The 22,441-nt window shown below is 69.2% G+C and carries 21 protein-coding genes and 1 pseudogene; 13 read left to right on the top strand and 9 right to left on the bottom strand.

Annotated features, from left to right (window positions below; translation table 11 throughout):
• The first annotated feature begins 10 nt into the window (after positions 1 to 10).
• The 4 genes from ABZS64_RS31995 to ABZS64_RS31980 all read left to right on the top strand — a co-directional run bounded on the left by ABZS64_RS31995 (position 11) and on the right by ABZS64_RS31980 (position 4,469).
• Positions 11 to 1,336, top strand: coding sequence for an ABC transporter substrate-binding protein (locus ABZS64_RS31995; protein WP_355837277.1), 1,326 nt, complete (start codon positions 11 to 13; stop codon positions 1,334 to 1,336).
• A 12-nt stretch (positions 1,337 to 1,348) separates the two neighbouring features.
• Entirely contained in the window at positions 1,349 to 2,689 is a 1,341-nt protein-coding gene (locus ABZS64_RS31990; RefSeq protein ID WP_355837275.1) for a sugar ABC transporter permease, read from the top strand.
• Between the two features lie 89 nt (positions 2,690 to 2,778).
• A complete protein-coding gene (locus ABZS64_RS31985; protein WP_355837321.1) occupies positions 2,779 to 3,618 on the top strand; it encodes a carbohydrate ABC transporter permease in 840 nt (279 codons plus the stop codon).
• Positions 3,619 to 3,764: 146 nt separating this feature from the next.
• Positions 3,765 to 4,469 carry an aquaporin gene (locus ABZS64_RS31980; RefSeq protein ID WP_355837273.1) on the top strand — a complete coding sequence of 235 codons (705 nt, stop codon included), beginning with the start codon at positions 3,765 to 3,767 and terminating at the stop codon, positions 4,467 to 4,469.
• Here ABZS64_RS31980 and tgmB read toward each other — a convergent pair.
• The 5 genes and pseudogenes from tgmB to ABZS64_RS31955 form a co-directional block, all read right to left on the bottom strand.
• A complete protein-coding gene (tgmB, locus tag ABZS64_RS31975) occupies positions 4,433 to 5,422 on the bottom strand; it encodes an ATP-grasp ribosomal peptide maturase (protein ID WP_355837271.1) in 990 nt (329 codons plus the stop codon). The two genes, ABZS64_RS31980 and tgmB, sit on opposite strands and share 37 nt — an antisense overlap.
• 16 nt (positions 5,423 to 5,438) lie before the next feature.
• Complete coding sequence (gene tgmA / locus ABZS64_RS31970) at positions 5,439 to 5,630, bottom strand: putative ATP-grasp-modified RiPP (protein WP_355837269.1); 192 nt, start codon at positions 5,628 to 5,630, stop codon at positions 5,439 to 5,441.
• A 261-nt stretch (positions 5,631 to 5,891) separates the two neighbouring features.
• Positions 5,892 to 6,347, bottom strand: coding sequence for a lamin tail domain-containing protein (locus ABZS64_RS31965; protein WP_355837267.1), 456 nt, complete (start codon positions 6,345 to 6,347; stop codon positions 5,892 to 5,894).
• 121 nt (positions 6,348 to 6,468) lie between these two features.
• A pseudogene (locus tag ABZS64_RS31960) lies at positions 6,469 to 8,043 on the bottom strand (adenosine deaminase).
• Positions 8,044 to 8,254: 211 nt separating this feature from the next.
• Complete coding sequence (locus ABZS64_RS31955) at positions 8,255 to 9,082, bottom strand: nitroreductase/quinone reductase family protein (protein ID WP_355837265.1); 828 nt, start codon at positions 9,080 to 9,082, stop codon at positions 8,255 to 8,257.
• Positions 9,083 to 9,563: 481 nt separating this feature from the next.
• Here ABZS64_RS31955 and ABZS64_RS31950 point away from each other — a divergent pair, with 481 nt between their 5' ends.
• Entirely contained in the window at positions 9,564 to 10,826 is a 1,263-nt protein-coding gene (locus ABZS64_RS31950) for a Tm-1-like ATP-binding domain-containing protein (protein WP_355837263.1), read from the top strand.
• A 75-nt stretch (positions 10,827 to 10,901) separates the two neighbouring features.
• On the opposite strand, the gene ABZS64_RS31945 is transcribed toward ABZS64_RS31950, so the two are convergent.
• The gene (locus ABZS64_RS31945; protein WP_355837262.1) at positions 10,902 to 11,519 is read right to left on the bottom strand and encodes a hypothetical protein; all 618 of its coding nucleotides are present in this window, start codon (positions 11,517 to 11,519) and stop codon (positions 10,902 to 10,904) included.
• A 234-nt stretch (positions 11,520 to 11,753) separates the two neighbouring features.
• Here ABZS64_RS31945 and ABZS64_RS31940 point away from each other — a divergent pair, with 234 nt between their 5' ends.
• Complete coding sequence (locus tag ABZS64_RS31940; RefSeq protein ID WP_355837260.1) at positions 11,754 to 12,050, top strand: DUF1876 domain-containing protein; 297 nt, start codon at positions 11,754 to 11,756, stop codon at positions 12,048 to 12,050.
• Between the two features lie 346 nt (positions 12,051 to 12,396).
• On the opposite strand, the gene ABZS64_RS31935 is transcribed toward ABZS64_RS31940, so the two are convergent.
• Positions 12,397 to 13,545: a S1 family peptidase gene (locus tag ABZS64_RS31935; protein ID WP_355837258.1), complete on the bottom strand. Its 1,149-nt coding sequence runs from the start codon at positions 13,543 to 13,545 to the stop codon at positions 12,397 to 12,399.
• Positions 13,546 to 13,721: 176 nt separating this feature from the next.
• Positions 13,722 to 14,249: a GNAT family N-acetyltransferase gene (locus ABZS64_RS31930; RefSeq protein ID WP_355837256.1), complete on the bottom strand. Its 528-nt coding sequence runs from the start codon at positions 14,247 to 14,249 to the stop codon at positions 13,722 to 13,724.
• A gap of 324 nt (positions 14,250 to 14,573) precedes the next feature.
• On the opposite strand from ABZS64_RS31930, the gene ABZS64_RS31925 reads away from it, so the two are divergent.
• The 5 genes from ABZS64_RS31925 (at position 14,574) to ABZS64_RS31905 (ending at position 19,235) form a co-directional block, all read left to right on the top strand.
• On the top strand, positions 14,574 to 14,870 hold the full coding sequence (locus ABZS64_RS31925) for a hypothetical protein (RefSeq protein ID WP_355837254.1): 297 nt from the start codon (positions 14,574 to 14,576) through the stop codon (positions 14,868 to 14,870).
• A 247-nt stretch (positions 14,871 to 15,117) separates the two neighbouring features.
• Positions 15,118 to 15,252 carry a hypothetical protein gene (locus tag ABZS64_RS31920; RefSeq protein WP_355837252.1) on the top strand — a complete coding sequence of 45 codons (135 nt, stop codon included), beginning with the start codon at positions 15,118 to 15,120 and terminating at the stop codon, positions 15,250 to 15,252.
• A 234-nt stretch (positions 15,253 to 15,486) separates the two neighbouring features.
• A complete protein-coding gene (locus tag ABZS64_RS31915) occupies positions 15,487 to 17,202 on the top strand; it encodes a PKD domain-containing protein (protein ID WP_355837250.1) in 1,716 nt (571 codons plus the stop codon).
• Between the two features lie 126 nt (positions 17,203 to 17,328).
• A complete protein-coding gene (locus ABZS64_RS31910; RefSeq protein WP_355837248.1) occupies positions 17,329 to 18,339 on the top strand; it encodes an SPFH domain-containing protein in 1,011 nt (336 codons plus the stop codon).
• Entirely contained in the window at positions 18,336 to 19,235 is a 900-nt protein-coding gene (locus ABZS64_RS31905) for a hypothetical protein (RefSeq protein ID WP_355837246.1), read from the top strand. The genes ABZS64_RS31910 and ABZS64_RS31905 overlap by 4 nt, the downstream gene beginning before the upstream one ends.
• 73 nt (positions 19,236 to 19,308) lie before the next feature.
• Here ABZS64_RS31905 and ABZS64_RS31900 read toward each other — a convergent pair whose 3' ends face one another.
• The gene (locus ABZS64_RS31900) at positions 19,309 to 20,022 is read right to left on the bottom strand and encodes an SDR family oxidoreductase (protein ID WP_355837244.1); all 714 of its coding nucleotides are present in this window, start codon (positions 20,020 to 20,022) and stop codon (positions 19,309 to 19,311) included.
• Between the two features lie 118 nt (positions 20,023 to 20,140).
• Between ABZS64_RS31900 and ABZS64_RS31895 the strand changes: the two genes are divergently transcribed.
• On the top strand, positions 20,141 to 20,713 hold the full coding sequence (locus ABZS64_RS31895; protein WP_355837242.1) for a TetR/AcrR family transcriptional regulator: 573 nt from the start codon (positions 20,141 to 20,143) through the stop codon (positions 20,711 to 20,713).
• A 708-nt stretch (positions 20,714 to 21,421) separates the two neighbouring features.
• Positions 21,422 to 22,339 (top strand): S1 family peptidase, encoded by a 918-nt coding sequence (locus ABZS64_RS31890; protein WP_355837240.1) that lies wholly within the window; start codon positions 21,422 to 21,424, stop codon positions 22,337 to 22,339.
• The last annotated feature ends 102 nt before the right edge of the window (positions 22,340 to 22,441 follow it).

The raw sequence follows: 22,441 nt of genomic DNA, 5'->3' as shown, positions 1-22,441 counted from the left end.
GACCCTCACCATGCGACTCACCACCAGCACACGGACAGCAGCGGCAGCAACCACCGTGCTCGCCCTCGCCCTCGGCGCGACGGCATGCGGCGGATCGACAGGCCCCGCGAGCGGCCAGGAACTCAGCGGCCAGACGGTGACCGTGGCCGGAGTGTGGACCGGCAGCGAGCAGAAGAACTTCCGCAAGGTGCTCGACGCCTTCACCGAACAGACCGGCGCCAAGACGGTCTTCGTGCCCACCGGCGACAACGTCTCCACCTTCGTCGGCAGCAAGATCGAGGGCGGCAACGCGCCGGACGTGGCGATGGTGCCCCAGGTCGGCGTGCTTCAGCAGTTCGCCAAGGAGGGCTGGCTCGAACCGCTGTCGCAGAAGGCCGCCACGACTGCCGGCGCCAATCTTGCCGACGTGTGGAAGAACTACGGCACCGTGGACAAGAAGTACTACGGCCTCTACTTCAAGGCGGCCCACAAGTCGACCGTCTGGTACAGCCCGAGCGCGTTCGACCAGGCCGGCGTGGCCGAGCCCAAGAGCTTTGCGGACCTGCTCAAGTCCGGCCGCACGCTGGCCGACTCCGGACTTCCGGCCTTCTCCGTCGCGGGTGAGGACGGCTGGACGCTGACCGACTGGTTCGAGAACATCTACCTCTCCCAGGCCGGACCCGAGAAGTACGACCAGCTGGCCGCCCATACCCTGCCCTGGACCGACGCCAGCGTGGTCAAGGCGCTCACCACCCTGGGCGAGGTCTTCAAGGACAAGCAGCTCGTCGCCGGAGGTTCCAGCGCCGCACTGCGCACCGACTTCCCGGGCTCCATCGAGCAGGTCTTCGGCCCTAAGCCCAAGGCCGGCATGGTCTACGAGGGCGACTTCGTCGGCGGCATGGCCAAGGACGACTTCGGCAAGAAGCTCGGCGAGGACGCCAAGTTCTTCCCCTTCCCCGCCGTCGACAGCGGCAAGGCACCGGTGGTCAGCGGCGGCGACGCGGCCGTGGTCCTCAAGGACGGCAAGAACAAGAAGGGCGCACAGCGGCTGCTGGAGTTCCTGGCCACGCCCGAAGCGGCCGCGGTGTGGGCGGGCGCGGGGGGCTTCATCTCCCCCAACAAGGACGTCGACCTCGCCAAGTACGCCGACGACACCACCCGCGCGACGGCCAAGTCGCTGGTGGACGCCGGTGATTCGGTGCGCTTCGACATGTCCGACCAGGCCCCCGCCGCGTTCGGCGGAACCAAGGGTGCGGGCGAGTGGAAGCTCCTGCAGGACTTCCTGCGCGACCCCTCGGACCCCAAGGCCACCGCGGCCAAGCTCGAAGCCGCGGCCGCCAAGGCGTACAAGAGCTGAGGCCGCGCACCCATGGCTGCACTCACCCAATCCGCCCCCGCTGCGAATCCGCGGCGGCGGGCCCAGCGCAGAAGGCGCAACATCGCCGTGGTGTTCGTCCTGCCCGCCGTGCTGCTGCTCGGCGCCCTGGTCGTCTACCCGGTGCTGTTCTCCGCCGGGCGGAGCCTCTTCGACGCGAGCGGTGACCGCTTCGTCGGCGGCGGGAACTACGCCGAGATATTCAGCGATCCGGCCACGCTCAAGGCGATCCGCAACAGCACCATCTGGGTGGTCGTGGCTCCGGTTCTGCTGACCGGGCTCGGCCTCGTCCTCGCCGTGCTCACCGAGAAGGTGCGCTGGGCGACCGCCTTCAAGCTGGTGCTGTTCCTGCCCATGGCGGTCTCCTTCCTGGCCGCCGGCATCATCTTCCGGCTCGCGTACGAGGAGGATCCCAACCGCGGCGTACTGAACGCCGTCACCGTCGGTATCCATGACGCCTTCGACGACCGTTCCGCCTACCCCACCGCCAGGGCGCGGCAGGGGCAGAATCTGACCGCCGATCCGGGCGGTGCGTACCGGACGGCCGATGCGGTGAGCCCGGGCAGGTCCGTAAGCCTCGGCTTCGTCGGAGTGGCGCCGGACAAGATGCCCTCGGAGGCCCGGACCGCCGAGGCCGCGTCCTCCACCGCGCCGGCCGCCGACGAGGTCAGGGGCGTGGTCTATCTCGACTTCACTCCCGGCGGTGGCGGCAGGCCGGGCAAGGTCGACCCGGCCGAGAAGGGTCTGCCGGGTATGTCGGTCGAGGCGGTACGGGACGGAAAGGTGGCCGCGAAGGCCACCACCGCCGCGGACGGCTCGTTCAACTTCCGTGGCCTGGAAGCGGGTTCGTACACCGTCCGGCTTCCGGCGGAGAACTTCGCCGCTCCCTATCAGGGGATCTCCTGGCTCGGTCCCGCCCTGGTCACCCCGGCGATCATCGGCGCCTATCTGTGGATCTGGACCGGTTTCTCGATGGTGCTGATCGGGGCAGGACTCGCCTCCCTCCCGCGGGATGCTCTGGAGGCGGCCCGGATGGACGGCGCCAATGAATGGCAGATCTTCCGGAAGATCACGGTGCCGCTGCTCGCTCCGGTACTGACGGTGGTCTTCGTGACCCTGGTGATCAATGTGATGAAGGTCTTCGACCTCGTCTACATCATCGCGCCGGGGCCGGTGCAGGAAGACGCCAACGTTCTGGCGACCCGGATGTGGCTGGTGTCCTTCGGCGGCGGCAACAACCAGGGGCTCGGCAGCGCCATCAGCATGCTGCTTCTGCTGCTGGTCGTGCCCGCCATGATCTTCAACGTCCGGCGCTTCCGAAGGAGCGGAGCATGAGCGGCCACAGCACCATCGAGCGCGATCCCACCATGCGGGTCGCCAAAACCGCGGACCGCGCCCCCGTCCTGCGGCCGCGCCCGCGGCCACTGCCCCGGCTGACCCAGTGGCTCGGCAACGGAGTGGTCCAGGCCGTCCTGCTCGTCGTCGCACTCATCTGGATCACCCCGCTGGCCGGGCTGTTCCTCTCCTCGATGCGCTCCGAGCAGGACAACGCAGCCAAGGGCTGGTGGACGGCACTGACCGATCCCGGGCAGTTGTCCCTGGACAACTACACCGCCCTCTTCAAGGACTCCGGCATCACGCAGTCCTTCTGGAACACCGTGCTGATCTCGGTGCCCGCCACCGCGCTGGTCGTCGCCATCGCGGCACTGGCCGGTTACGCCTTCGCCTGGCTGGAGTTCCCCGGCCGCAACGCGATCTTCCTGGTGGTCGTGGGTCTGCTGGTGGTGCCCGTCCAGATCGGGCTGCTGCCGGTGGCCAAACTCTTCGGCGCCATCGGTCTTTTCGGCACGATCCCGGGCGTGATCCTCTTCCATGTCGCCTACGGGTTGCCCTTCGCGATCTTCCTGCTCCGCAACTACTTCGCCGAGATCCCGCGCGAAATGCTGGAGGCGGCGCGGATGGACGGCGGCGGGGAGTGGCGGATCTTCTCCCGCCTCGTCCTCCCCCTGGGGCGGCCGGCCCTGGCCAGCCTGGCCATCTTCCAGTTCCTCTGGGTCTGGAACGACATGCTGGTGGCGCTGCTCTTCGCCGACAGCGAGTCGCAGCCGCTCACGGTCGCCCTCCAGTCCGAGATGCGGCAGTTCGGCAGCAACATCGGAGTACTGGCGCCGGGTGCCTTCCTCTCCCTGGTGGTACCACTGGTGGTCTTCTTCGCCTTCCAGCGGCACTTCGTCCAGGGGGTGATGGCGGGCTCCGTCAAATAGCGGGCGCAAGGGCCCATGCGCGGGCGGTCCACAGCTCCGGTCCGGCAAGGTCACAGCTGTGGGCCGACTCGACGGGCCCCCTACTCCATTTCCGAGCTACGGAATATATTTTCCGCTGCGTCGGCATTTGGGGGAGGAATCACACCATGGGCGTCAAGAAGGCACTACCGCGCCGAGCGGCTGCCGAGCTGGTAGGCACCGCGGCTCTCGTGGCCGTCATCGTCGGTTCCGGTATCCAGGCCACCGGACTCAGCCAGGACACCGGAGTCCGGCTCCTGGCCAACTCACTGGCCTCGGCGATCGCGCTCGGCCTGCTGATCGCCCTGTTCAGCCCCATCTCCGGGGCCCACCTCAACCCGGTGGTCACACTCTTCGCATGGTGGTCCCGGCGGCACGACAAGGAGGGCACCGACGGCCGCGACGCCGCCCTCTACATCACCGCGCAGCTGACCGGGGCGATCGCAGGAGCGATGCTGGCCGAGGCGATGTTCGCGCGGGCCCCCGGGGTCTGGTCCACCCAAGTGCGGTCAGGAGGTCATCTGCTGCTCGGCGAAACGGTCGCCACAGCAGGTCTGGTGCTGCTCATCCACGGTCTCGACCGCATCGGCCGCACACAGCTCACGCCCGTCGCGGTCGCCGCCTACATCGCCGCGGCCATCTGGTTCACCTCGTCTGGCTCCTTCGCGAATCCCGCGGCGACCGTCGGCCGGTCGTTCACCGACTCCTTCACCGGCATCGCCCCCTCGTCCCTGCCCGGCTTCATCGCCGCCCAGCTCCTCGGCGGCCTTCTCGGAGCCGTCCTGGCAGCGATGCTCTACGGACCGCCGTCGACATCGCGCACCCAGCCATGACCTGCCCACGGCGCTCGCGCGGCCGACGCGGGCGTGGCGGCCAGCCAGGTCGCGACCGCCTCCGCGATGGGCTGACCGGTTTCCAGCTCGATGAAGCCGAACTGGCCGCCCTGATTGCACTCCAGAAACCACCAGACGTCCTCGGCGTCCGCGGCGAAGTCGAAGGCGCCGTAGGCGATTCCGGACAGATCCGCGTACTCACGGACGGCCCGCGCCACCCGCTCGGGCACCTCGGTGGGCTCCCAGGCGTGACCGGTAGCGCCGTAGCGCCCGTCCACCTGACCGGACGCGGAATCCTTCCGCGCGGCGAACAGCTTCCCGCCGACGTACGTCAGCCGGATGTCGGCCCGTTTGGGAACGTACTGCTGAAGGAGGGTGGGTCCGGCCGCGACGCCTGAGAAATCGGCGTCCGGCCCGATGCGCGTCGTGGGCAGGGCGACGGGCGGATCCGTGGACGGCGGGCCGGAGGCGGACTTCACGACGATTTCCCTGTACTGCTCTGCGAACTGCCGTGCCACGCGCGGGAATGTGGTGATGAGCGTCGGAGGCACGGCGAACCCGCTGCGGTGGGCGACGCGCAACTGCCATGGCTTGCACCGGGCCTGGGCCGCGACACACGGATGGTTCATCCAGCGTGCCGTGGTGGAGTACAGCATCCCGTACAGCGCCTGACGGGACTCCGCGCTGAGCCAGTCCGACGGCTCCTCGGCGTGCGCGGCGGGCTCCCCCGGCCTGCGCACCCAGATGGAACGCAGCCCGCTCATGCTCAACAGGCGCCCGTCGGACGACAAGTAGCCCTCGAAGTCCCCCCGGACGTACTCGGCGGACATGTCGGCCTCACCGGGGAGATCAGCGGGATCGAAGCGCACCAACGGGACGCCCCGTTCATGCAGCTTGGCCACCACCATGTCCGTCGTCACATCCTCCTGACAGGTCAGGATCAGCACAGTCATCGGTGCGCCGGGCCGGTCAGTCGTCGAAGTGCGTCTGCGAGCCGGCCGTGGACGTCGTCGTACCGGTTGCGAGGATCACCGCCCGGTCGGATATGGCGGGGCGCCCGTCGGGCAGAACGTTCAACTGCAGCGTCGAGTCGTAGGTATAGGGAATAGTGACGGCTGAATTCTCAGCCGGCAGCGCGTAGTTCAGCGCGAACGGTCGCATTGGTCTCCTTTGGTGCCCAAGAGGTGGCTGCGCCACATGTAACAGTACGTGTGGATGATGTAGGGGTCTCACTACGTTCCGTCACATCACCTTCATAACGAGGTGAATGACGTCACATCAGGTCACCCGCTCCCTCCATCCGCAGCCGATGTCGATCCGTATGTTTGACGTGCTTGCGGGCAGGGAGAGTTCCGCCCTCCGGACAAGAAAGAAAGCGCCCACCCCCGAGGGGTGGGCGCTCGTCACGCTGTGGTCAGGCGCTCAGCACATCTTGTAGTCGACCTTGGTCGAGTTGTAGGAACAGGTGTCGATCCTGCTGCCCGTGGACGTCTTCAGCGTCGCTGTGTCCTTGTCGTTGTTCCACACATAGGCCGCGCGCCCCTGGTAACGGTTCGTCGCGGTGTTCGTCCCCTTGCCGGTGCGCACCGTCACCGTCTTGCCCTTGCCCAGCGTGTAGGTGCCGAAGACGTACTTGTGGTTGGACGCGTCGACGAGCGTCCAGCCCTTGAGGCTGACGGCCTTCGCCGTGGTGTTGCGTATCTGCACGAACTCGGCGTTGAGGCTGGCGTTGGTACGCCGGTCCACGCCGGGGCTGTCGTAGTAGATCTTGTACAGGTGGACCGAACCGGTCGCAGCCTGCGCCTGTGACGGCAGCAGGACGAGCCCGGCGACAGACGCCGCGACAGCGGCGGCTGCGATGGAACGGGTGCGGATCATGAGTGTCCCTCGGCTCGGGCCGGGCACCCCCCAATTCGGGCCCGGCGAGACGCCCAGAATAGGGACTAAGCACACAGGCCGGGGCAGGAGTTGAAGAACCCGGTACAAACCGCAAACCACCTCAGACGCGGGCGGACTCGAGAACGTGTCGCTCGAAGGCCGTGAACGCGGCCTCCTGCCGCCATTCCACGGCCGCCTTCGGGCTGGTCGCGAGGAACGCCGCACAGCGGCGCCCCGGTTTGAGCTTCCCCGGGCGCTCGGCGCGGCACTCGCTCACCGGCCGGTAGCGGCCGGGCATCTCCCACAGGCTCCGGCCCGGCAGGAAGGCATGGTCGAGAGAGGCACGGGCCAGGTCCTTCAGGTCCCGGTAGGACAGGTCATACGTCCGGGCCGCACGCTGGTACTCCTCGCTGATGGTGATCCGGGACACCCCCGCGTCGTCGGTGGCGAGCACGACCGGGACTCCGCGCTCCCGGTAGAGGGGGAAGGGGTGTTCGGGGCCCGAGACGCCGAGGATCTGGGCGTTGCTGCTGAGGGGGACCTCGACGGCGACTTGGCGCTAGGCCATGGTCCGCAGCAGTTCGTCCACCCCGTCCTCGTGCCGGACGTCGACGCCATGGCCGATGCGCTCGGCCTGAGCGATGTTCACCGCCTCCTTGATGTGGAAGCGCAGGTCTTCGGGCTTGACCAGGCCGGGGGCCAGTTCGCCCGCGTGCAGGGTGATGTGAGCTTGGGGGTAGGCATCGTGCAGATGGTCCAGCATCCGCATGTGCAGGCTGTAGTCCCGCAGGGATACGGCCCCGTCCTCGGGCTGGACGAGATTCACCGCGGCGAACCGCGGGTCGCGCTGCGCCAGTTCCATGGCCAGCATGATCTGTGTGAAGACCCGCTCGGGCGCCGAGTTCCGCGCCACCTGCCAGATGAACCGGAACGGCACCGCGCAGCCGGGGTCGGGCTGGTCGCTGTCGCAGTGGGCGGTGACCCGGAACTGAGCGAGTGCCCGGTCGGTTTCGGCCCTCGCCTGGTGCACGACCCCGTCCATGGCCCCGTCCGCGAGCAGCCTGTGGTGCATCCGGGCGAGGTCCGCGTCGTAGCCCACCTTGTCGGCGAGCGCGTTGGCTCCCCTGCTGTTCGGGTTGACCATCAGCTCTTGGTAGAACTGGTTCTGCCTGGCGGCCGTGTTCGACACCTCGGCCATCAATTCTCCGGGATGACGATCCGCCGCCTCGATGAACTTGCCGAACGTGGCGAAGAAGTGGTCGTGCCCGGACTCTGCCCCCGGTGTGAAGTCCTGCATCGACCAGGCGCGCAGGACCAGTTGCCGGAAAGCCGCGTCGGTGCTCAGGTCGGCGGCGGGCCGGCTGTCGGCCGGGCACGGCGGTGGCAGGGCCCGCTGCGTGCCGTTCTCGATGCACAGGCCGTCCTCGGCGGCCAGGTCCATCAGCAGTTCGGTCGATGCCGCACCCGCGAGATGGCTGTGCAGGTCACCGCCCTTGGGCAGCCGGCGGAAGAAGCCGGCCAGTTCCTCCGGCCTGTCGTGGAGGCTGTCCAGGTAGGCAGATACGCGGCGCTCGGCGGCCGGTGGCGAGACCTCACCGGCATCGGCTGCCGCCGGCTGCAGGACCAGCAGCGTCAACGGCAGGGCAAGCAACACCGACCGACGGTTCCGCGGGGTACGGCGACTCTTGTTGATCATGCAAGCATGGTGGCCAGGCCCGTGCCGAACCACCTCGGCGACAGGCCGTGCTCACCTGAAATGGCGAGCACGGCCACCGTCCGGGGGCTGCCTCAGCAGCAGCTCCCATCGGCAGGGGGATCAGTGCTGCGGACCGTAGTCATCGTGCGCGAGCCACGGCCATGGACAATCGGAGCACGCACTTGGACCGATGGGAGCTGTGTCCCGCAGGTCAGCTGCCGAGCATCGGGATCAACTGCTCCTCCTCGTAGGCCAGATGGCTTTCCAACGCGTCCGTGAGCCGCTCGACCTCGGAGAGGACCGACCGGGGATCCGCGCCGTCGGCGGCGATGACGTCCTGCAGATCGGCGAGGAGGGCGGCGATCTTCTGATGCTCCGTGCGCAGCCTGTTCAGGGCCGGGGCGAGTTCGGGGTGGCGCTCGGCGAGGGGGAAGATCCCCGCTTCCTCACCGGTGTGGTGGTTGCGCAGCCCCTGGCAGACGGTCAGGCAGTTCATCCGCAGCTGGGTGCCAAGTCCGGGACCCGATTCGGCGATCTCCTTGCGGATCAGGGCGAGTTCGCGCCGGAATCCGTCGTGGATCAGTTTGAGTGCCTCGCCCAAGGAGCTCGCATTGTGATTCGGCGGGCCCGGGAGGGCCTGGAGGGCGACCACCGGGATGACCCGGTCGGTCTTGGCCTGGTACTCGGCCCAGCCGGGGTCGGCTTCTGCCGCGCGGGCGAAGACGCGGTCACGCTCGGCCCCCTCCAGGACGACGGCCTGCGCGTCGTAGGTGAAGACACCGTCCTCGACCGTGACTCGGGGATGGGCGACCAGGTTGTGGAACCAGTCGGGATGGTTCTGTGCGCCTCCGGCCGATGCGATGACCAGGATCCGTTCGCCTCCGTCGGGCAGGTAGCCGACCGGGGTCGTGTGCGGGGCGCCGGACCGCGCTCCCGTAGTGGTCAGCAGGAGCAGCCGGCCTCCCTCGAAGGGGCCGCCGACGCGCCCGCTGTTGGCGCGGAACTCATCGATGACGTGCTGGTTGAAGTCGTTGGGCATTCTCAGTTTTTCTCCAGGGTTGGTGGGGTACTGCCTACTGTTTTCGCGGCATGCCGAAATGACCGCTCGGCAAGAAGTGCGGGAATGCGCGCCGGAGGTTGGTGAGAGGCGCGGAATTGGGCGGGGAACGACACCGCCAAGCATGAAGAGAGGTTGCGCGACCTGCGCGGATACAACAAACGGCGGGCTTCTCGCCCGCCTCGCACTCACGCCGAGGCCGGGCGCCTTACTCGTACGTGGCCCATGGCCGACCCGGCAGTCATGACGGCAACCTTAGTGCTGCGAATACCTCGAGGCAACGCCGTAATTCCGGCCAACACCATTCCGCGCCCCCGAGCGTGACGACGTCATGACCGCTGCGCCAACGCGCTCCCGCCGCAGGCGCGTTGGCCACAGCCTGCCCCAACACCCGGTCAGGAGTGTCCGATTATCGGGATGCACGCCTTGCCTCGTACGCCAAAAGCCATGAACATGACTTGTTATGGCAATCGTTGCACTGGTGGGCACGCTGGACACCAAAGGAACGGAGTACGGCCGGCTGCGAGATCACCTGCACCGGCGCGGCATCGAGACCATCCTCATCGACACCGGCGTCATCGGAGAGCCCCAGGTGCGCCCGGACATCACCCACTCCGAAGTGGCTCGCGCCGCCGGGGACGAGCTGAGTGACCTTCAGGAGCAGGAACGCGGCGCAGCGGTCACGGTCATGGCTCGTGGCGCGACGAACATAGCCCTGGATCTGTATGCCGCCGGCCGCCTGCACGGCGTACTGGCCCTCGGCGGCAGCGGCGGGACCTCGATGGCGACCCAGGTGATGCGCGCCCTGCCGATCGGCGTGCCCAAGCTGATGGTCTCCTCGATGGCCTCGGGCAATGTCGCCCCGTACGTCGGAGCCTCGGACATCACCATGATGTACAGCGTCGTCGACATCGCGGGAATCAACCGGATCTCGGCCCCGCTGCTCGCCAACGCCGCGGACGCCATGGCGGGCATGGCCGAGGGCTTCGCCGGCAGCCCGCGCGCGGTACGGGCGGAGGATCTGCTGGCCGAGGGCAGGCCACTGGTGGCGGCGTCCATGGCAGGCGTGACCACACCCGGCGTCGACGCGGCACGCGAGCGGCTGACTCGACTCGGCTACGAGGTACTGGTGTTCCACGCCAGCGGCTCCGGCGGCCGGTCACTGGAAGCGCTCGCCGGACAGGGCCTGTTCGCCGGGGTACTCGACCTGACGCTGAGCGAACTCGCCGACGACCTGGTCGGGGGAATCCTCACGGCCGGACCGGACCGCCTGGAGGCTGCAGGACGAGCCGGTGTTCCTCAGGTGGTGAGCCTGGGGGCGCTGGACATGGTGAAGTTCGGACCGATCGACACCCTCCCCGGCGAGTTCCGTGACCGGGTCGTCCGCGTCCACAATCCGTCCATCACCGTGGTCCGCACGACAGCGCAGGAGTGCGCCGAACTGGGGCGCCGCATCGCGGCGAAACTGCGGACAGCGATCGGCCCCACCGCCGTCTTCGCTCCTCTGCGCGGCTTGTCGACTCTCGGAGTCTCCAGCGGGCCGTACCACGACCCGCATGCGGACGCTGCGCTCGTCGCCGAACTGAGTGCGGGACTGAGCAACTCCGATGTCGAGTTCCTGACATTCGATACGCACATCAACGACCCGGCCTTCGGGCGAGCGGCCGCCGACCGGCTGCATCGGATGATCAAGGAACAGTCGCAGACGACCGCTGCGACGGCCTGAACCCCGAACAGGCGGTCACAGGAGGGACCGCCTGCCGGCCATGCCGACGGCGGTCCGCCCCGAGCCCGGCCCGGATCACAGGTCACGCGTGCGGCCGGACATACCGGGTTCCGCCTCCTCCCACTCCCGCTCCCACTGCGCGTACCTTCTGCGGTTCATCAGGTGCACGAAGCCCTTCCACGACACATAGAAGATCCCCGTCACCCCGGCACCGGTGACAATCCCCGTGAGCCAGGCGGCGAGAGCGGCTTCCGCTGCCGTCGTCGGCGGCACCGAGGACGCAGTACCGTCGGAGCGCACCCATATCCGGACCGGGAAGTCGGCGGGGGTGCCCGCATCCACCCTCACCTGCGCCGTGCGCACCACTCCGTCGCTCTCCTTCCACTGAACCTGGGCCTTCACGGGATCGTCTCCGCGGGCCGCCGCCTTGCGCGGGCCCGCGTCACCGACCAGGTGTGCCTCGACGATGTGGGAGCCGGCAGCTTCCTGGACCTTGTGCATCTCGGCACTGTGGACAGCGAGACCCACCCCGGTGGCCACCCCCGGCACAGCCGCGAGGGAGAGCACCACAGCGGAAGCGCCGACCCACTGCTGTACACGGTCCGACCTGCGGCGCAGAGGATTTCCGTGCGGTGTCCCCCGCTCCGGCTCCGAATGCGTGCCCCGTCCCCCGCCGGGCAGATCTGCAGTCATGGCCTGACCTCGCTCACTCGAAGGACCGAGCTGACGTCTGGTTGCCGATTTCAACGGTGTCCGACTTTGTCCCAACTCCAGCATGAGCCCAACGGGCCCCACGCGCGGCCGTTCGGCCCCTCCAATCGACTTTCCTGGACATTTCGACGCCGGCACGATGCACGGCCGGTGACGGTTGGGTGGACCCTGGAGTCGGGTGGCGCCTGGAGAGGGGGCCCCCGAAGGAGGTACGCCATGACGACACGCACCCTGGAATGGAAGGTCGGCCTGTACCTGTCCGAGGAGGACGGGACGACGAAGGCGCGGGTGGTGCTGGACACCGGCACGTCGACGCTCACCGGCCACGGGACCGCACGGTGCAACTCAGAGGACCCGGACGTTCCCGAGATCGGTGACGAGCTCGCGGCCGGCCGGGCCTTCAAGGACCTCGCGGCACAGCTGACGCGGATCGCGGACCACGACCTGGAGAGCGTGGGCGCCGGTGCAGGCGAGCGCCTTGCCCCTCCGTACGCCTGGACAACGGCGATGTAGCGCGCCGCGCGGGGCCGCCTCGCCCAGGGCGGGCCCCGGGTCTGCGGGGCCATCGGGCCGTACCACCCCGACATACCTCGGCCCCTCCCGGCCGGGGAGTGTCGGCCCTCTGGCCTTGGAGCCGCCTTGGTGATTCCATGGAATAGCCGGGAAGGACCCAAGGAAGACGCGGAGAAGCGGCCCGCAGCCGCGCACCGCGCAATCAGGATCCGCGAGAAGCGGATGGGGCCCTTCCCGCCCCCATCCCCCCGGCCCGGTCCCCCGCACGCGGAAAGCCCGCCGTGCCGGAGGGTCGACCGCGACCCGCGATCCCGTCACGACGGGCTCAGCCCGTGGGGGGCGCCTGTCAGGCGGTGTGCAGCGTCAGCCCGTACCGGCCGAGGATCTCGTTGATCGGCTGGTACCAGGTCTCGCCTCCGCCGCTGCAGTTGCCCCAGCCACCGGAGGTCACGCCCTGGGCCTGGTCACCGCTGATGAAGGAGCCGCCCGAGTCACCGGGCTCGGCGCAGACGCTGGTCTTCGTCATCTGATGGACCGCGCCCTGGCTGTAGTTGACGGTCTCGTTCTTGGCGAGGACATTGCCGCAGTGCCAGTGCGACGTGGAGCCGGAGCGGCAGATCGAGGCGCCGACGGGGGCCTCTGCGGAGCCGCGGACCAGCTGGTCGGAGACGGTTCCCCAGCCGAGGACCACGGGGACGGTCCACCAGCCGCTGCCGACGTTGACCCAGGCGTAGTCGTTGTCGGGGAAGGACGATCCCTGGAAGGCCCCGATGTACGAGCCGTCCCAGCCGCGGACGCCTGCGCCCGGCTGACCGCAGTGCCCGGCCGTGACGAAGCCGCCGTAGACGGAGAAGCCGATGGAGCAGCGGACGTTGCCGGTGTAGTACGGGTCGCCGCCCACGGTTCCGGCGGCGAACGTCTTCGGGCCCTCGGTCGTCTCCTCGACCTGGACGGGCCCGGTGTGACGGGCTCGCACGAGGAAGGCTTCGACATCGTTGTCATCACGCTGGGAAGCGACGACGTTCACGACAACCCGGTTGGCCTGCGGGTCGACATGCCAGCTGCTGACACCGGCGGGCGCGGCGAGCGCGTCGATCTTGTTCTTGGCCGCGTCGAGCTGCTGCGCACTGTGCGTCACCAGCCGGACCGCGGCGCCTGTCGCGCGTACGGCAGCGGCTTTGTGGTCGTCGGTGACGGCCACGGTCAGCTTTCCGCTGCCCGTGTCGAACCACGATCCGCCGAAGGACGATCCGGCGGCACGCCGCGCATTCCCTTCGACGGCGGTTGCTGCCCTCTCGGCCGCGATTCGCGCCTGAGCCTGGGACTTTGTCAGGCCCAGGTCCTTCTGCATGGCGGCGAGCAGACCGGCGGAGGCCTGGGGCTCGGGAGTGGGGGCGGGGACGGCGGCTGCGGCGGGGGCGATCCCGGCCGTTGCCCAGGCGCCCAGGAGGAGGAGTGCGGACAGTCCGGTGCGTATACCTGTCGTGCGTCTCAAGGCCTTGACCCTTCAGTTGTTCCAGCTTCGTGGGGGATGGAACAGCAAGCACGCGAGAGCGCTCTCAGAGCGCGCCCGGGCGGACAGTAACCGAAGCGCACGACGAGGTCCATACCAACGGGCCGAGACGGCAAGGGTGTTGGCCGATTGGCTTGCAAACACTCAGCCGGGCTCGCTCACAGCGGCTTGCGCAGGACGATGCTCGGGCGATTGAGCTCGCGGTCGTCGGCGCGGCGGAGCTCGCGGTATCCGAGGGAGGTCCAGAAGGAGAGCGCCTTCGGATTGTTCTCCAGGACAGCGAGGCGGGAGCCCGTGCGCCCCGACTGGCGGAAACGGTCTTCGACCAGCGAGGCCAGGCTGCGGCCGAGTCCGGATCGCTGCCGGCGCCGGTCGATCATCAGCAGCCCGATCCACGGATCCTGGTCGTCCAGGTCCGCCGGGTGGCGGTCCAGCGTCACCGCGAGGCCCACGAGTTCGCCGCGCGACCGGGCGAGCAGCACCTGCACGCCCTCGTGCGCGAGCTCGTCGGCGAGCGCCTTTGCGACCTGCTCGATGCGAATGTCCTCGGGGCCGGCGAAGTCGCCGCTCAGTGCGAAGAATTCCTGGTTGGACGCATAGAGTTCCGCGATCTCGGTGAGCAGCTCGCCCGAGATGTCCGGGGCACCGTGCTCGCCCCGACCGACCGCCAGCTGCTCGAGGATCATGCGCCGCACCCTACCGATGCCGCCGGTGGTGCAGCCCTCCAGTGCGGGCCACTCTCAGGAGGGCACCTCGCATGACTGTCTCAGATGGCGGACTCCCCTGTGTCACGATGCGGATCCGAGCGGGTGGGCGCCGCGACGGCCGCCGACAGGGACGGACCGAGGGTTGCCCCGTGCCTGGCCGACGCAGCGTGCCGCCGCCCCGGCACCGCCGCGCGCACCCGTCGCGCAAGTGTCAGACTCGAAGGACGGCGCGCCTCGAAGAGCCACGCTCGGAGGCAGCCGTGGCCTTTTCACTCTCTCCCAACCGTCAGTAAGGCATGTGCCATGACCTGGGCATCATGGACAACCACCGGAATCTACGCAGGAGCCGCAGGCGTCCTCACCGAGGAAGTCGGCGTGATCAAGGGAGACTTGACCGTCCACACCACCTGGGCAGAGGGCCAGGCCGAGATCGCCGTTCAATTCAGCGGCGCCTCGGACTGGTTCACCATGGCCGGAAGCCCTGTGCCGTGCCCGTCCGAAGAGGCCAGCCGCACTCTCCACCAGGCCATAGTCGAAGCCGTACGCGACGGAGACGAAGCTCCTGTCTCCGCCGACCAAGCAGTGCCTCCGCCGCCCTGAACGGCAGACACCTGACTCCCCTGCCGCGGCCCTGTCACGATGGCAGTCCAGGCAGGTCCAGCCGCGCCGTCACCGCGCTCGACCCCGGTCTCCTGGGCGTCCAGGAGGTCTGCGCCCCGGAGTCGTTGGCGGATCTGACCGGCATCGCAGGCCTTCAAGAGCGACGACCACGCCGATCCGACCGCGCGGATGGGCCGCGGCGCGCCGGCCATACGCATCGAGCCACAGCCACCGTCTCCTGGACCGGGTGCAATCAGCCGGTACCGGGCTCACCGGAACCGCCGCCCCTCAGCCGCTGCCCTCCGTCGACGAGTCCCCCACCGAACGACGCGACGCCGCCGGTTCCGACCACGCCCCTGTCTGGATCCAGCTGCGCTCCTGAGCACTCGACTGCGCGTAACTGTGGGTAAGTGATCAGTTTCACTCCGCACGAGCCCCGGCGCGGGGTTGGCGCCCGTTTTTGGCTGCCATGATCCCTACTGATGCGGCGTTCAGTTGGCTCCGCACAGACCGAAGCAGCGGCGAAAACAGGGGTGTTGGCGTGAGATGTGCGTGGAACCGGCGGATTGCGCGAAGGCGGACGGACAGCGCGGCGAGGACACGGCGCTTCGCCGCGGTGGCCGCGGTCACCGTGCTGCTCGGCCAGGCGCTCGGCGGGCTGCCCGCCGCGGCACAGACGGCTGCCTTGCCGGGAGCCGCATACCCTCTCGTACTCGACGTGGATCTGACGCCCAATCCGGTCTGCAGCGGTCCGGTACGGGGCCGCGTGCACGTGTACGACCCGGCGGCGGCGAAGGCGGGAGCCACCGTGGAGTGGCGCCTGCGCGCGGGTGAGGAGCAGCTGGCCGGCGGGCGCGTAGAGCTGCACGCGTCCGTGGGCACGGCGGAGTTCAGCATCCCGTTCGACCACGTGCCGGCCGCCGAGACCGCCCTGCAGTTCGACGCGCGTATCGCCGCATCGTCCGAGGGTGGGGACCCCGGGCACTACGGCAAGGTCTGGCGGGACACCGTCCGCCGGGGCTGCGATCCGGTGCGCGTGGCATCGGTCGGCGACTCGGTCGTCTGGGGACAGGGGCTGGACCATGACCAGAAGTTCCCTTATCTGACGGGCGAGTTGCTGGGCCGGGCCACCGGGCGAGGTCATCAGCACATGGACTACTCGATCTCCGGAGCGGTGCTCGACGCGCCCGGGCTTCCGGCGGGCAACGACGACGCGGCGTGTCTGCAGCAGACGGAGAAGCAGGACCCGGACGGCGACGGGGAGATGGAGTTCGGCGAGGTCACCCAGCAAATGCCGGATGTCTTCTGCCAGTTGGAGCAGGCGGGCGCACAGGCACGGGCGGGCGGCTACGGTCTCGATCTGGTCGTCGTCAACGGCTGCATCAACGACATCGATCCTTTCTTCGGCATCGGCGTGGGCATCACGCCCGGCTCGAAGAATGTTCCCGAGGCCGTGAAGCGCGAGTGCTCGGGCATCGGCGCGGCAGCCGAGAACCCTGCCAAGGACGTGCCGTACTTCAGTGGCGCGAAGGTCGGCTACGGCGGGCGCGGCATGCAGGCGGCGATCGAGAAGGCCCACTCCCTGCCGGGGCGGCCGAAAGTGATCGTGGCCGACTTCTACTACGCGCTCAGCCGCAGCAGCTCTCCGATCCCGGTGAGCCGGTGCTCCACACCGGGCGTCACCGGCGCACGGCTGACCACCTGCAAGGGTGCGCTCGGCCAGGTGGCCAAGCGCTATGAGCAGTACACGCAACTGGCCAACGACGCCTATCGCGAGGCGGCCGCCGCGGCCAACTCGGCCTCGACGGACGGCCCTTACGTGGTGGCGGCGGACGGTCTGTTCACCGTGGACAACGCCGTGCTGGCCCGGGACTCCAAGCTCTGGAACACCCCCGTCACCGACTCGGCGTTCGCGCTGCGCACGCGGGCCTGCCCGGAGCTGAGCGCGACCCCGGCGCAGTGCCTGTCCGCTGCCGTCGCCCACCCGGACATCGACGGCGCCCGTCAGTACGCCGGCTCCTTCCTCCTCAACCCGAGCGTCCGGGCCTGGTTCGGCCTCCCGTCCGGCGGACCCCGAGCGGTGCTGAGCGCCCCGAAGGACGCACCCGTGGGCAGCGAAGTGCACCTGAGCGCGTCGGTGGACGGTGCGCAGTCCGCCGCCGGATACCGCTACCACTGGTACTTCGGCGACGGCACGCAGCAGGAGACGAGCGAGCCGAGTGCCACCCATGTCTACGACGGCGAAGGGCCCTGGCTGCCGCGGCTGGTGCTGACCGCCGAGGACGGCCGGCAGGTACTGACCGAGACCGCGCAGCCGGTCATCGTGAGCTGAACACGACCGTGGGGGCGGCTCGCCGGTCGAGCCGCCTCCACGGAGGGTGCCACGAGCCTCATTTCGTCGTATTGACGATAAGCGTCTGCCTCTATATCGTCGATACGACGAAAAGGGGAGGCTGTCATGGCCGACATCATCAGGCGCTTCGGCTGGCGTCATCTTCGTTCCGCGCCCACCGCCCATGTCCGCCATCACCGGCGGGGCAGACTCGTTCACGACGGGCCCGGCATGAGTTTCTGGTTCCGCGCACTGACGGCCGCGCTGTGCGAAGTGCCCGTCGACGACCGGGAACTGGCCATGGCGTTTCACGCCCGTACGTCCGACTTCCAGGACGTCACAGTGCAGGCGACCGTGACCTACCGGATCGGCGATCCGGCCACCGCGGCCGCGCGTCTGGACTTCTCCATCGACCCGGACACCGGTGTCTGGCGCAGCGCTCCCCTGGAGCAGATCTCCACCCTCCTCACCGAGACCGCCCAGCAGCACGCGCTCGACGTGCTGGCCCGTACCCCTCTGGCGGCGGCGCTGGTCGACGGCGTCGCATCGGTACGAGGTCGGATCGCCGAGGGTCTTGCCGCGGAGCCCCGGCTGGAAGCCACCGGCATCGCCGTGGTCGCCGTACGCGTCGTCGCGCTGCGTCCCGAACCCGAGGTCGAGCGTGCCCTGCGCACCCCGGCGCGGGAGCAGATCCAGCAGGAGGCGGACCGGGCGACGTACGAGCGGCGGGCCGTGGCGGTCGAGCGGGAGCGCGCCATCGCGGAGAACGAACTCGCCAGCAAGATCGAACTCGCCCGCCGCGAGGAGCAGTTGGTCGATCAGCGCGGCACCAATGCGCGCCGCGAGGCCGAGGAGAGCGCGGCTGCCGATGGTGTACGTGCCGAGGCGGAGGCCGCGCGTACGGTACGGCTCGCCAAGGCCGAGGCCGAAGCGGCACGCGAGGTCGGCCAGGCACGGGCCCAGGCCCAGGCCGCCTGGCTGCGGGTGCACGCCGATGTCGACGCCGCCACGCTGCACGCCCTGACCGGCACCCGGCTCGCCGAGAACCTCCCGCGGATCGAAAGCCTCACGGTTTCACCCGACGTACTGACCGGCCTGCTGGCCAGGCTCGGCCGCCCCGACGGGGAGCGGGGATGAGCCTCGCGCCGCGGGCGGTACTCGTCCATCGCACCACCGAGTACGAGGAGTTGCTCGCCCGCCACGGCACGCACGGCCAGGCCGGGTTCTTCCTCTCCACACGCGGCCGTGGCATCGAGGAGGTGGCCGAGCGCCACCACCGTGCGTGGCGCACGCTCGCCCAGGTGGCAGCGGCGGTTCCCCTTCAGTGGCGTCAGGCCAGGGTGGAGCGCACGGACCTCGACCGTTTCCTGTTCGCCCCCGAGGACGTGGTGGTCGTGGTCGGACAGGACGGGCTGGTGGCCAACGCGGCCAAGTATCTGTCCGGACAGCCGGTGATCGGGATCGACGCCGATCCGGGCCGCAACCCGGGCGTGCTGGTCCGCCACCGGGCGGGCGACGCGGCCATGTTGCTGCCCGCGGCCGCTACCCCGAAGTGTGCGACGGACGAGCTCACGATGGTGGAAGCCGTGGCCGACGACACCCAACGCCTGCTGGCCCTCAACGAGATCTATCTCGGCGCACGGGGCCACCAGACGGCCCGCTACCGCATCGGGCACGACGACGAGGCAGCACCCTTGGAGGCGCAGGCCTCCTCGGGTGTCCTGGTCGGCACCGGCACCGGCGCGACCGGGTGGCTGCGCTCGCTGTGGCAGGAGCGTTCCAGCGCCCTGGCCCTGCCCGGCCCCGCCGATCCACGGCTCATCTGGTTCGTACGCGAGGCCTGGCCGTCGCCCACCACCGGCACCTCCGTGGTGGAGGGAACGCTGCAACGCACCGAGCAGCTCAGGCTCGTTGTCGAGTCGGACCGGCTGGTCGCCTTCGGTGACGGCATCGAGAGCGACGCGCTGGAACTCACCTGGGGCCAGACGGTCCGGCTCGGTGTCGCCGACACCACGCTGCGTCTGGTCCTGTGACCGCCAGGCTCCCGCCGACCACGCGGGCGGGGGTCCCGCGGCTCCCGCCGGGAAACAGGAGCCGCGGGACGGCTCAGGCGAGGGACTGCGCCAGCTGCGGGTAGAGCGCGGCAGGTCCGGCGGCGAGCCCGGCCCTGACCTGCTCGCTGAGCTCGTCCGCGAGGACTTCGTACCGGCGCGCCTCGATGCCGTCGAGTGCCGCGTGCGCGACCTTCGCCGGGTCGAGCTTGGGGGTGTCGAGGCTCGCGGTCATGTCGGTGTCCATGTATCCGACGTGCAGGGCGGTGACGAGCGTCCGCTGCTCGGCCAGCTGCACCCGCAGGGAGTTGGTGACGGACCACTCGGCCGCCTTGGCCGCGCAGTAGGCGGCGCCGGCCGGGAGCACGTACCAGGACAGCACCGACAGGACATTGAGGATGGCGCCGCCGCCGTTGCGGGCGAGGGCGGGCGCGAAGGCCCTGCTCACATCGAGCGTGCCGAAAACATGGGTGTCCATCTCCCGCCGGAAGTCGTCCAGCTCGCCGTCCAGCACCCCTGATCCGGTGGAGATGCCCGCGTTGTTGATCAGCAGCGTGACCTCCTGGGCCTGCTCGGCCGCCGCGCGGACCGAGGCGGGGTCCGTGATGTCGAGCGCGAGCGGTGTCGCACCCGGGGTCGTGACCGTGTCCGGGTTGCGCGCCGCCGCGTAGACCTTGGCAGCCCCGCGGTCCAGGAGCGCCCTGACGAGCTGCTCCCCCAGTCCGCGGTTGCCGCCGGTCACCAGAGCCACTGCGCCTTCGATCTGCATGGTCGTCTCTCCCTCACCCCCGCCGCGCGGGGATCTGCACCCGATCGGAAACCGATCGGTTTCCTCAATGGTAAACCGATCGGTTTCCATTGCCAAGCCCCGGCGGTAATCTCGACGTATGACCACGACTGCCACAGCGTCCACACGGGAGCGGCTCCTCGACGCCGCGGCCGAGCTCTTCTACCGCGACGGCGTAGGCATCGGCGTCGAGGCGCTGTGCCGGGCGGCCGGGGTCTCCAAGCGCTCGATGTATCAGCTCTTCGGCAGCAAGGACGAAGTCCTCGCCGCAGCGCTGCAACGGCGCGCCCCCTCGTACGAGACGCTGCTCATCCCGCCGAAGGACGAGCCGGGGCCGCCGCGCGCCCGGATCCTGTACGTCTTCGAACGACTGGAGGCGGCCTCGACCGAACCCGCGTACCGGGGCTGCCCGTTCCTCGCCGTGGAAGTCGAGCTCAAGAACCCCGAGCACCCGGCGAGCCAGGTTGCCCGCAGGGCGAAGCAGGCCCTCACCGACTTCTTCCGCACGGAGGCCGAACGCGGCGGTGCGCACGATCCCGGGCTGCTGGCACGGCAGTTGACCCTGGTCTTCGACGGGGCGAGCGCCCGCGCCGGTGTCGGGTCGGAGACTCTCGACGGGCTCACGCTGACGACTGCCGGCGCCCTGCTCGACGCGGCCGGGGTGCAGGAGTAGTTCCGGCAGAGCGCCATCGAGAACCGGACACCCACGCCCGGCGGCCGAACGGTGGCGATCGGCCCATAACGCCGCACGATGCCGCGGATGCCCATGAGGAGGCGGCCATCGGCATGCCCGTTTCGCCGCCCCGGAGTCACTCGGCGATGGGCAGCGGTGGCCCGATGGGCGCTCCGAGGACGGCCGGACATGTGTGCAGCAGTCACCGTTCCGGATGAATGTGATGCGCGTAGACCACGATGAGATCCGAGGCCACCTCACATTGCGCCGGGTGACCGGCCGTTCGGCCGCGGTCAACCCTGAGCAGCAAAAACGGCGAGAGATATTCCGGTTAATGCTCCGGAGTCACCTCGGGGGCGGCTCCGGCGACTCCCATCACTCCTGACTCGCGAGTCAATTGACGGCGCGTCAGCAAACAATCCTGAGCGTTTGCGCATTCAACCACCGTCCCAGACAGGTCGCCGCAGGACCGCACCCTGCGCCTGACGCGCCGCCGGACACCACCTGGCACTGCCTGACACCGCAACTGGACGCGCGTAGAGCGGCCGAAAGGCGATCTTGTCCCCGAGGCCATCCGGAGCCGAGGATTCCTACCGACCGGTTGTCAGGCTCATGACCTAGATCGACATCATCCGGTCGGTCCTGACATCCGTGCTCGGACGGACCCGCCCACCCAGCGGGTCCCCGGATCCCCCACCGGAGGATGTAGTGAACCTCAAGCGCTTCTCTCCCCTCGGCGGCGTCGCGAGACGTGCCCGGCTGATCGCCGTCGCATCAAGTCTCCTGACCGTCTCCGCGCTTGCCGTCCCGAGCGCCGTCGCCGAATCGGCCGACAGCGCACCGGTCACCACCGCACAGCTCGCCCAGGCGAGCGACGCCGTGCTCGGCGCGGACGTGCCCGGCACCGCCTGGTACACGGACAAGGCAACGGGCAAGGTCGTCGTCACGGCGGACGACAGCGTGTCGCCTGCCGAGATCGCCACGATCAAGAAGGCGGCCGGCGCGCGTGCCGAGGCCCTTCAGATCAAGCGCACGACCGGCACGTTCAACAAGCTCATCGCGGGCGGCCAGGCCATCTACACGGGCGGCGGACGCTGCTCGCTCGGCTTCAACGTCCGTAGCGGAAGCACGTATTACGCCCTCACCGCGGGCCACTGCACCAACATCGGCAGCACCTGGTACACCAACTCCTCGAACACCACGGTGCTCGGCACCACCGCCGGTTCCAGCTTCCCGACCAACGACTACGGCATCATCCGCCACTCCAGCGCGTCGGCCGCAGACGGCAGGGTCTACCTCTACAACGGCACGTACCGGGACATCACCAGCGCCGGCAACGCCACCGTCGGCCAGTCCGTACAGCGCAGCGGCAGCACCACCGGTGTGCACAGCGGCACAGTGACCGGCCTCAACGCCACGGTCAACTACGGCGGCGGGGACATCGTCTACGGGCTGATCCAGACCAACGTCTGCGCGGAGCCCGGCGACAGCGGCGGTTCGCTCTTCTCCGGCAGCACCGCTCTCGGTCTGACCTCGGGCGGCAGCGGTGACTGCACCTCGGGCGGCACCACGTTCTTCCAGCCCGTCACGGAGGCGCTGAGCGCCTACGGCGTGAGCATCTTCTAGGGCACTTCGGGCCCTCGTCTGCCCCGGCGAGCTGACGCTGCACGGCAAGCCCTTCCCCACCGGCCTGCCACTGCGCGTTGTCGATTGCACCGCCGAACGGCT

This window comes from Streptomyces sp. NPDC005408, from assembly GCF_040606445.1.
In the GTDB taxonomy this organism is placed as follows: domain Bacteria; phylum Actinomycetota; class Actinomycetes; order Streptomycetales; family Streptomycetaceae; genus Streptomyces.
This window is presented reverse-complemented; position numbering and strand designations above follow the sequence as displayed.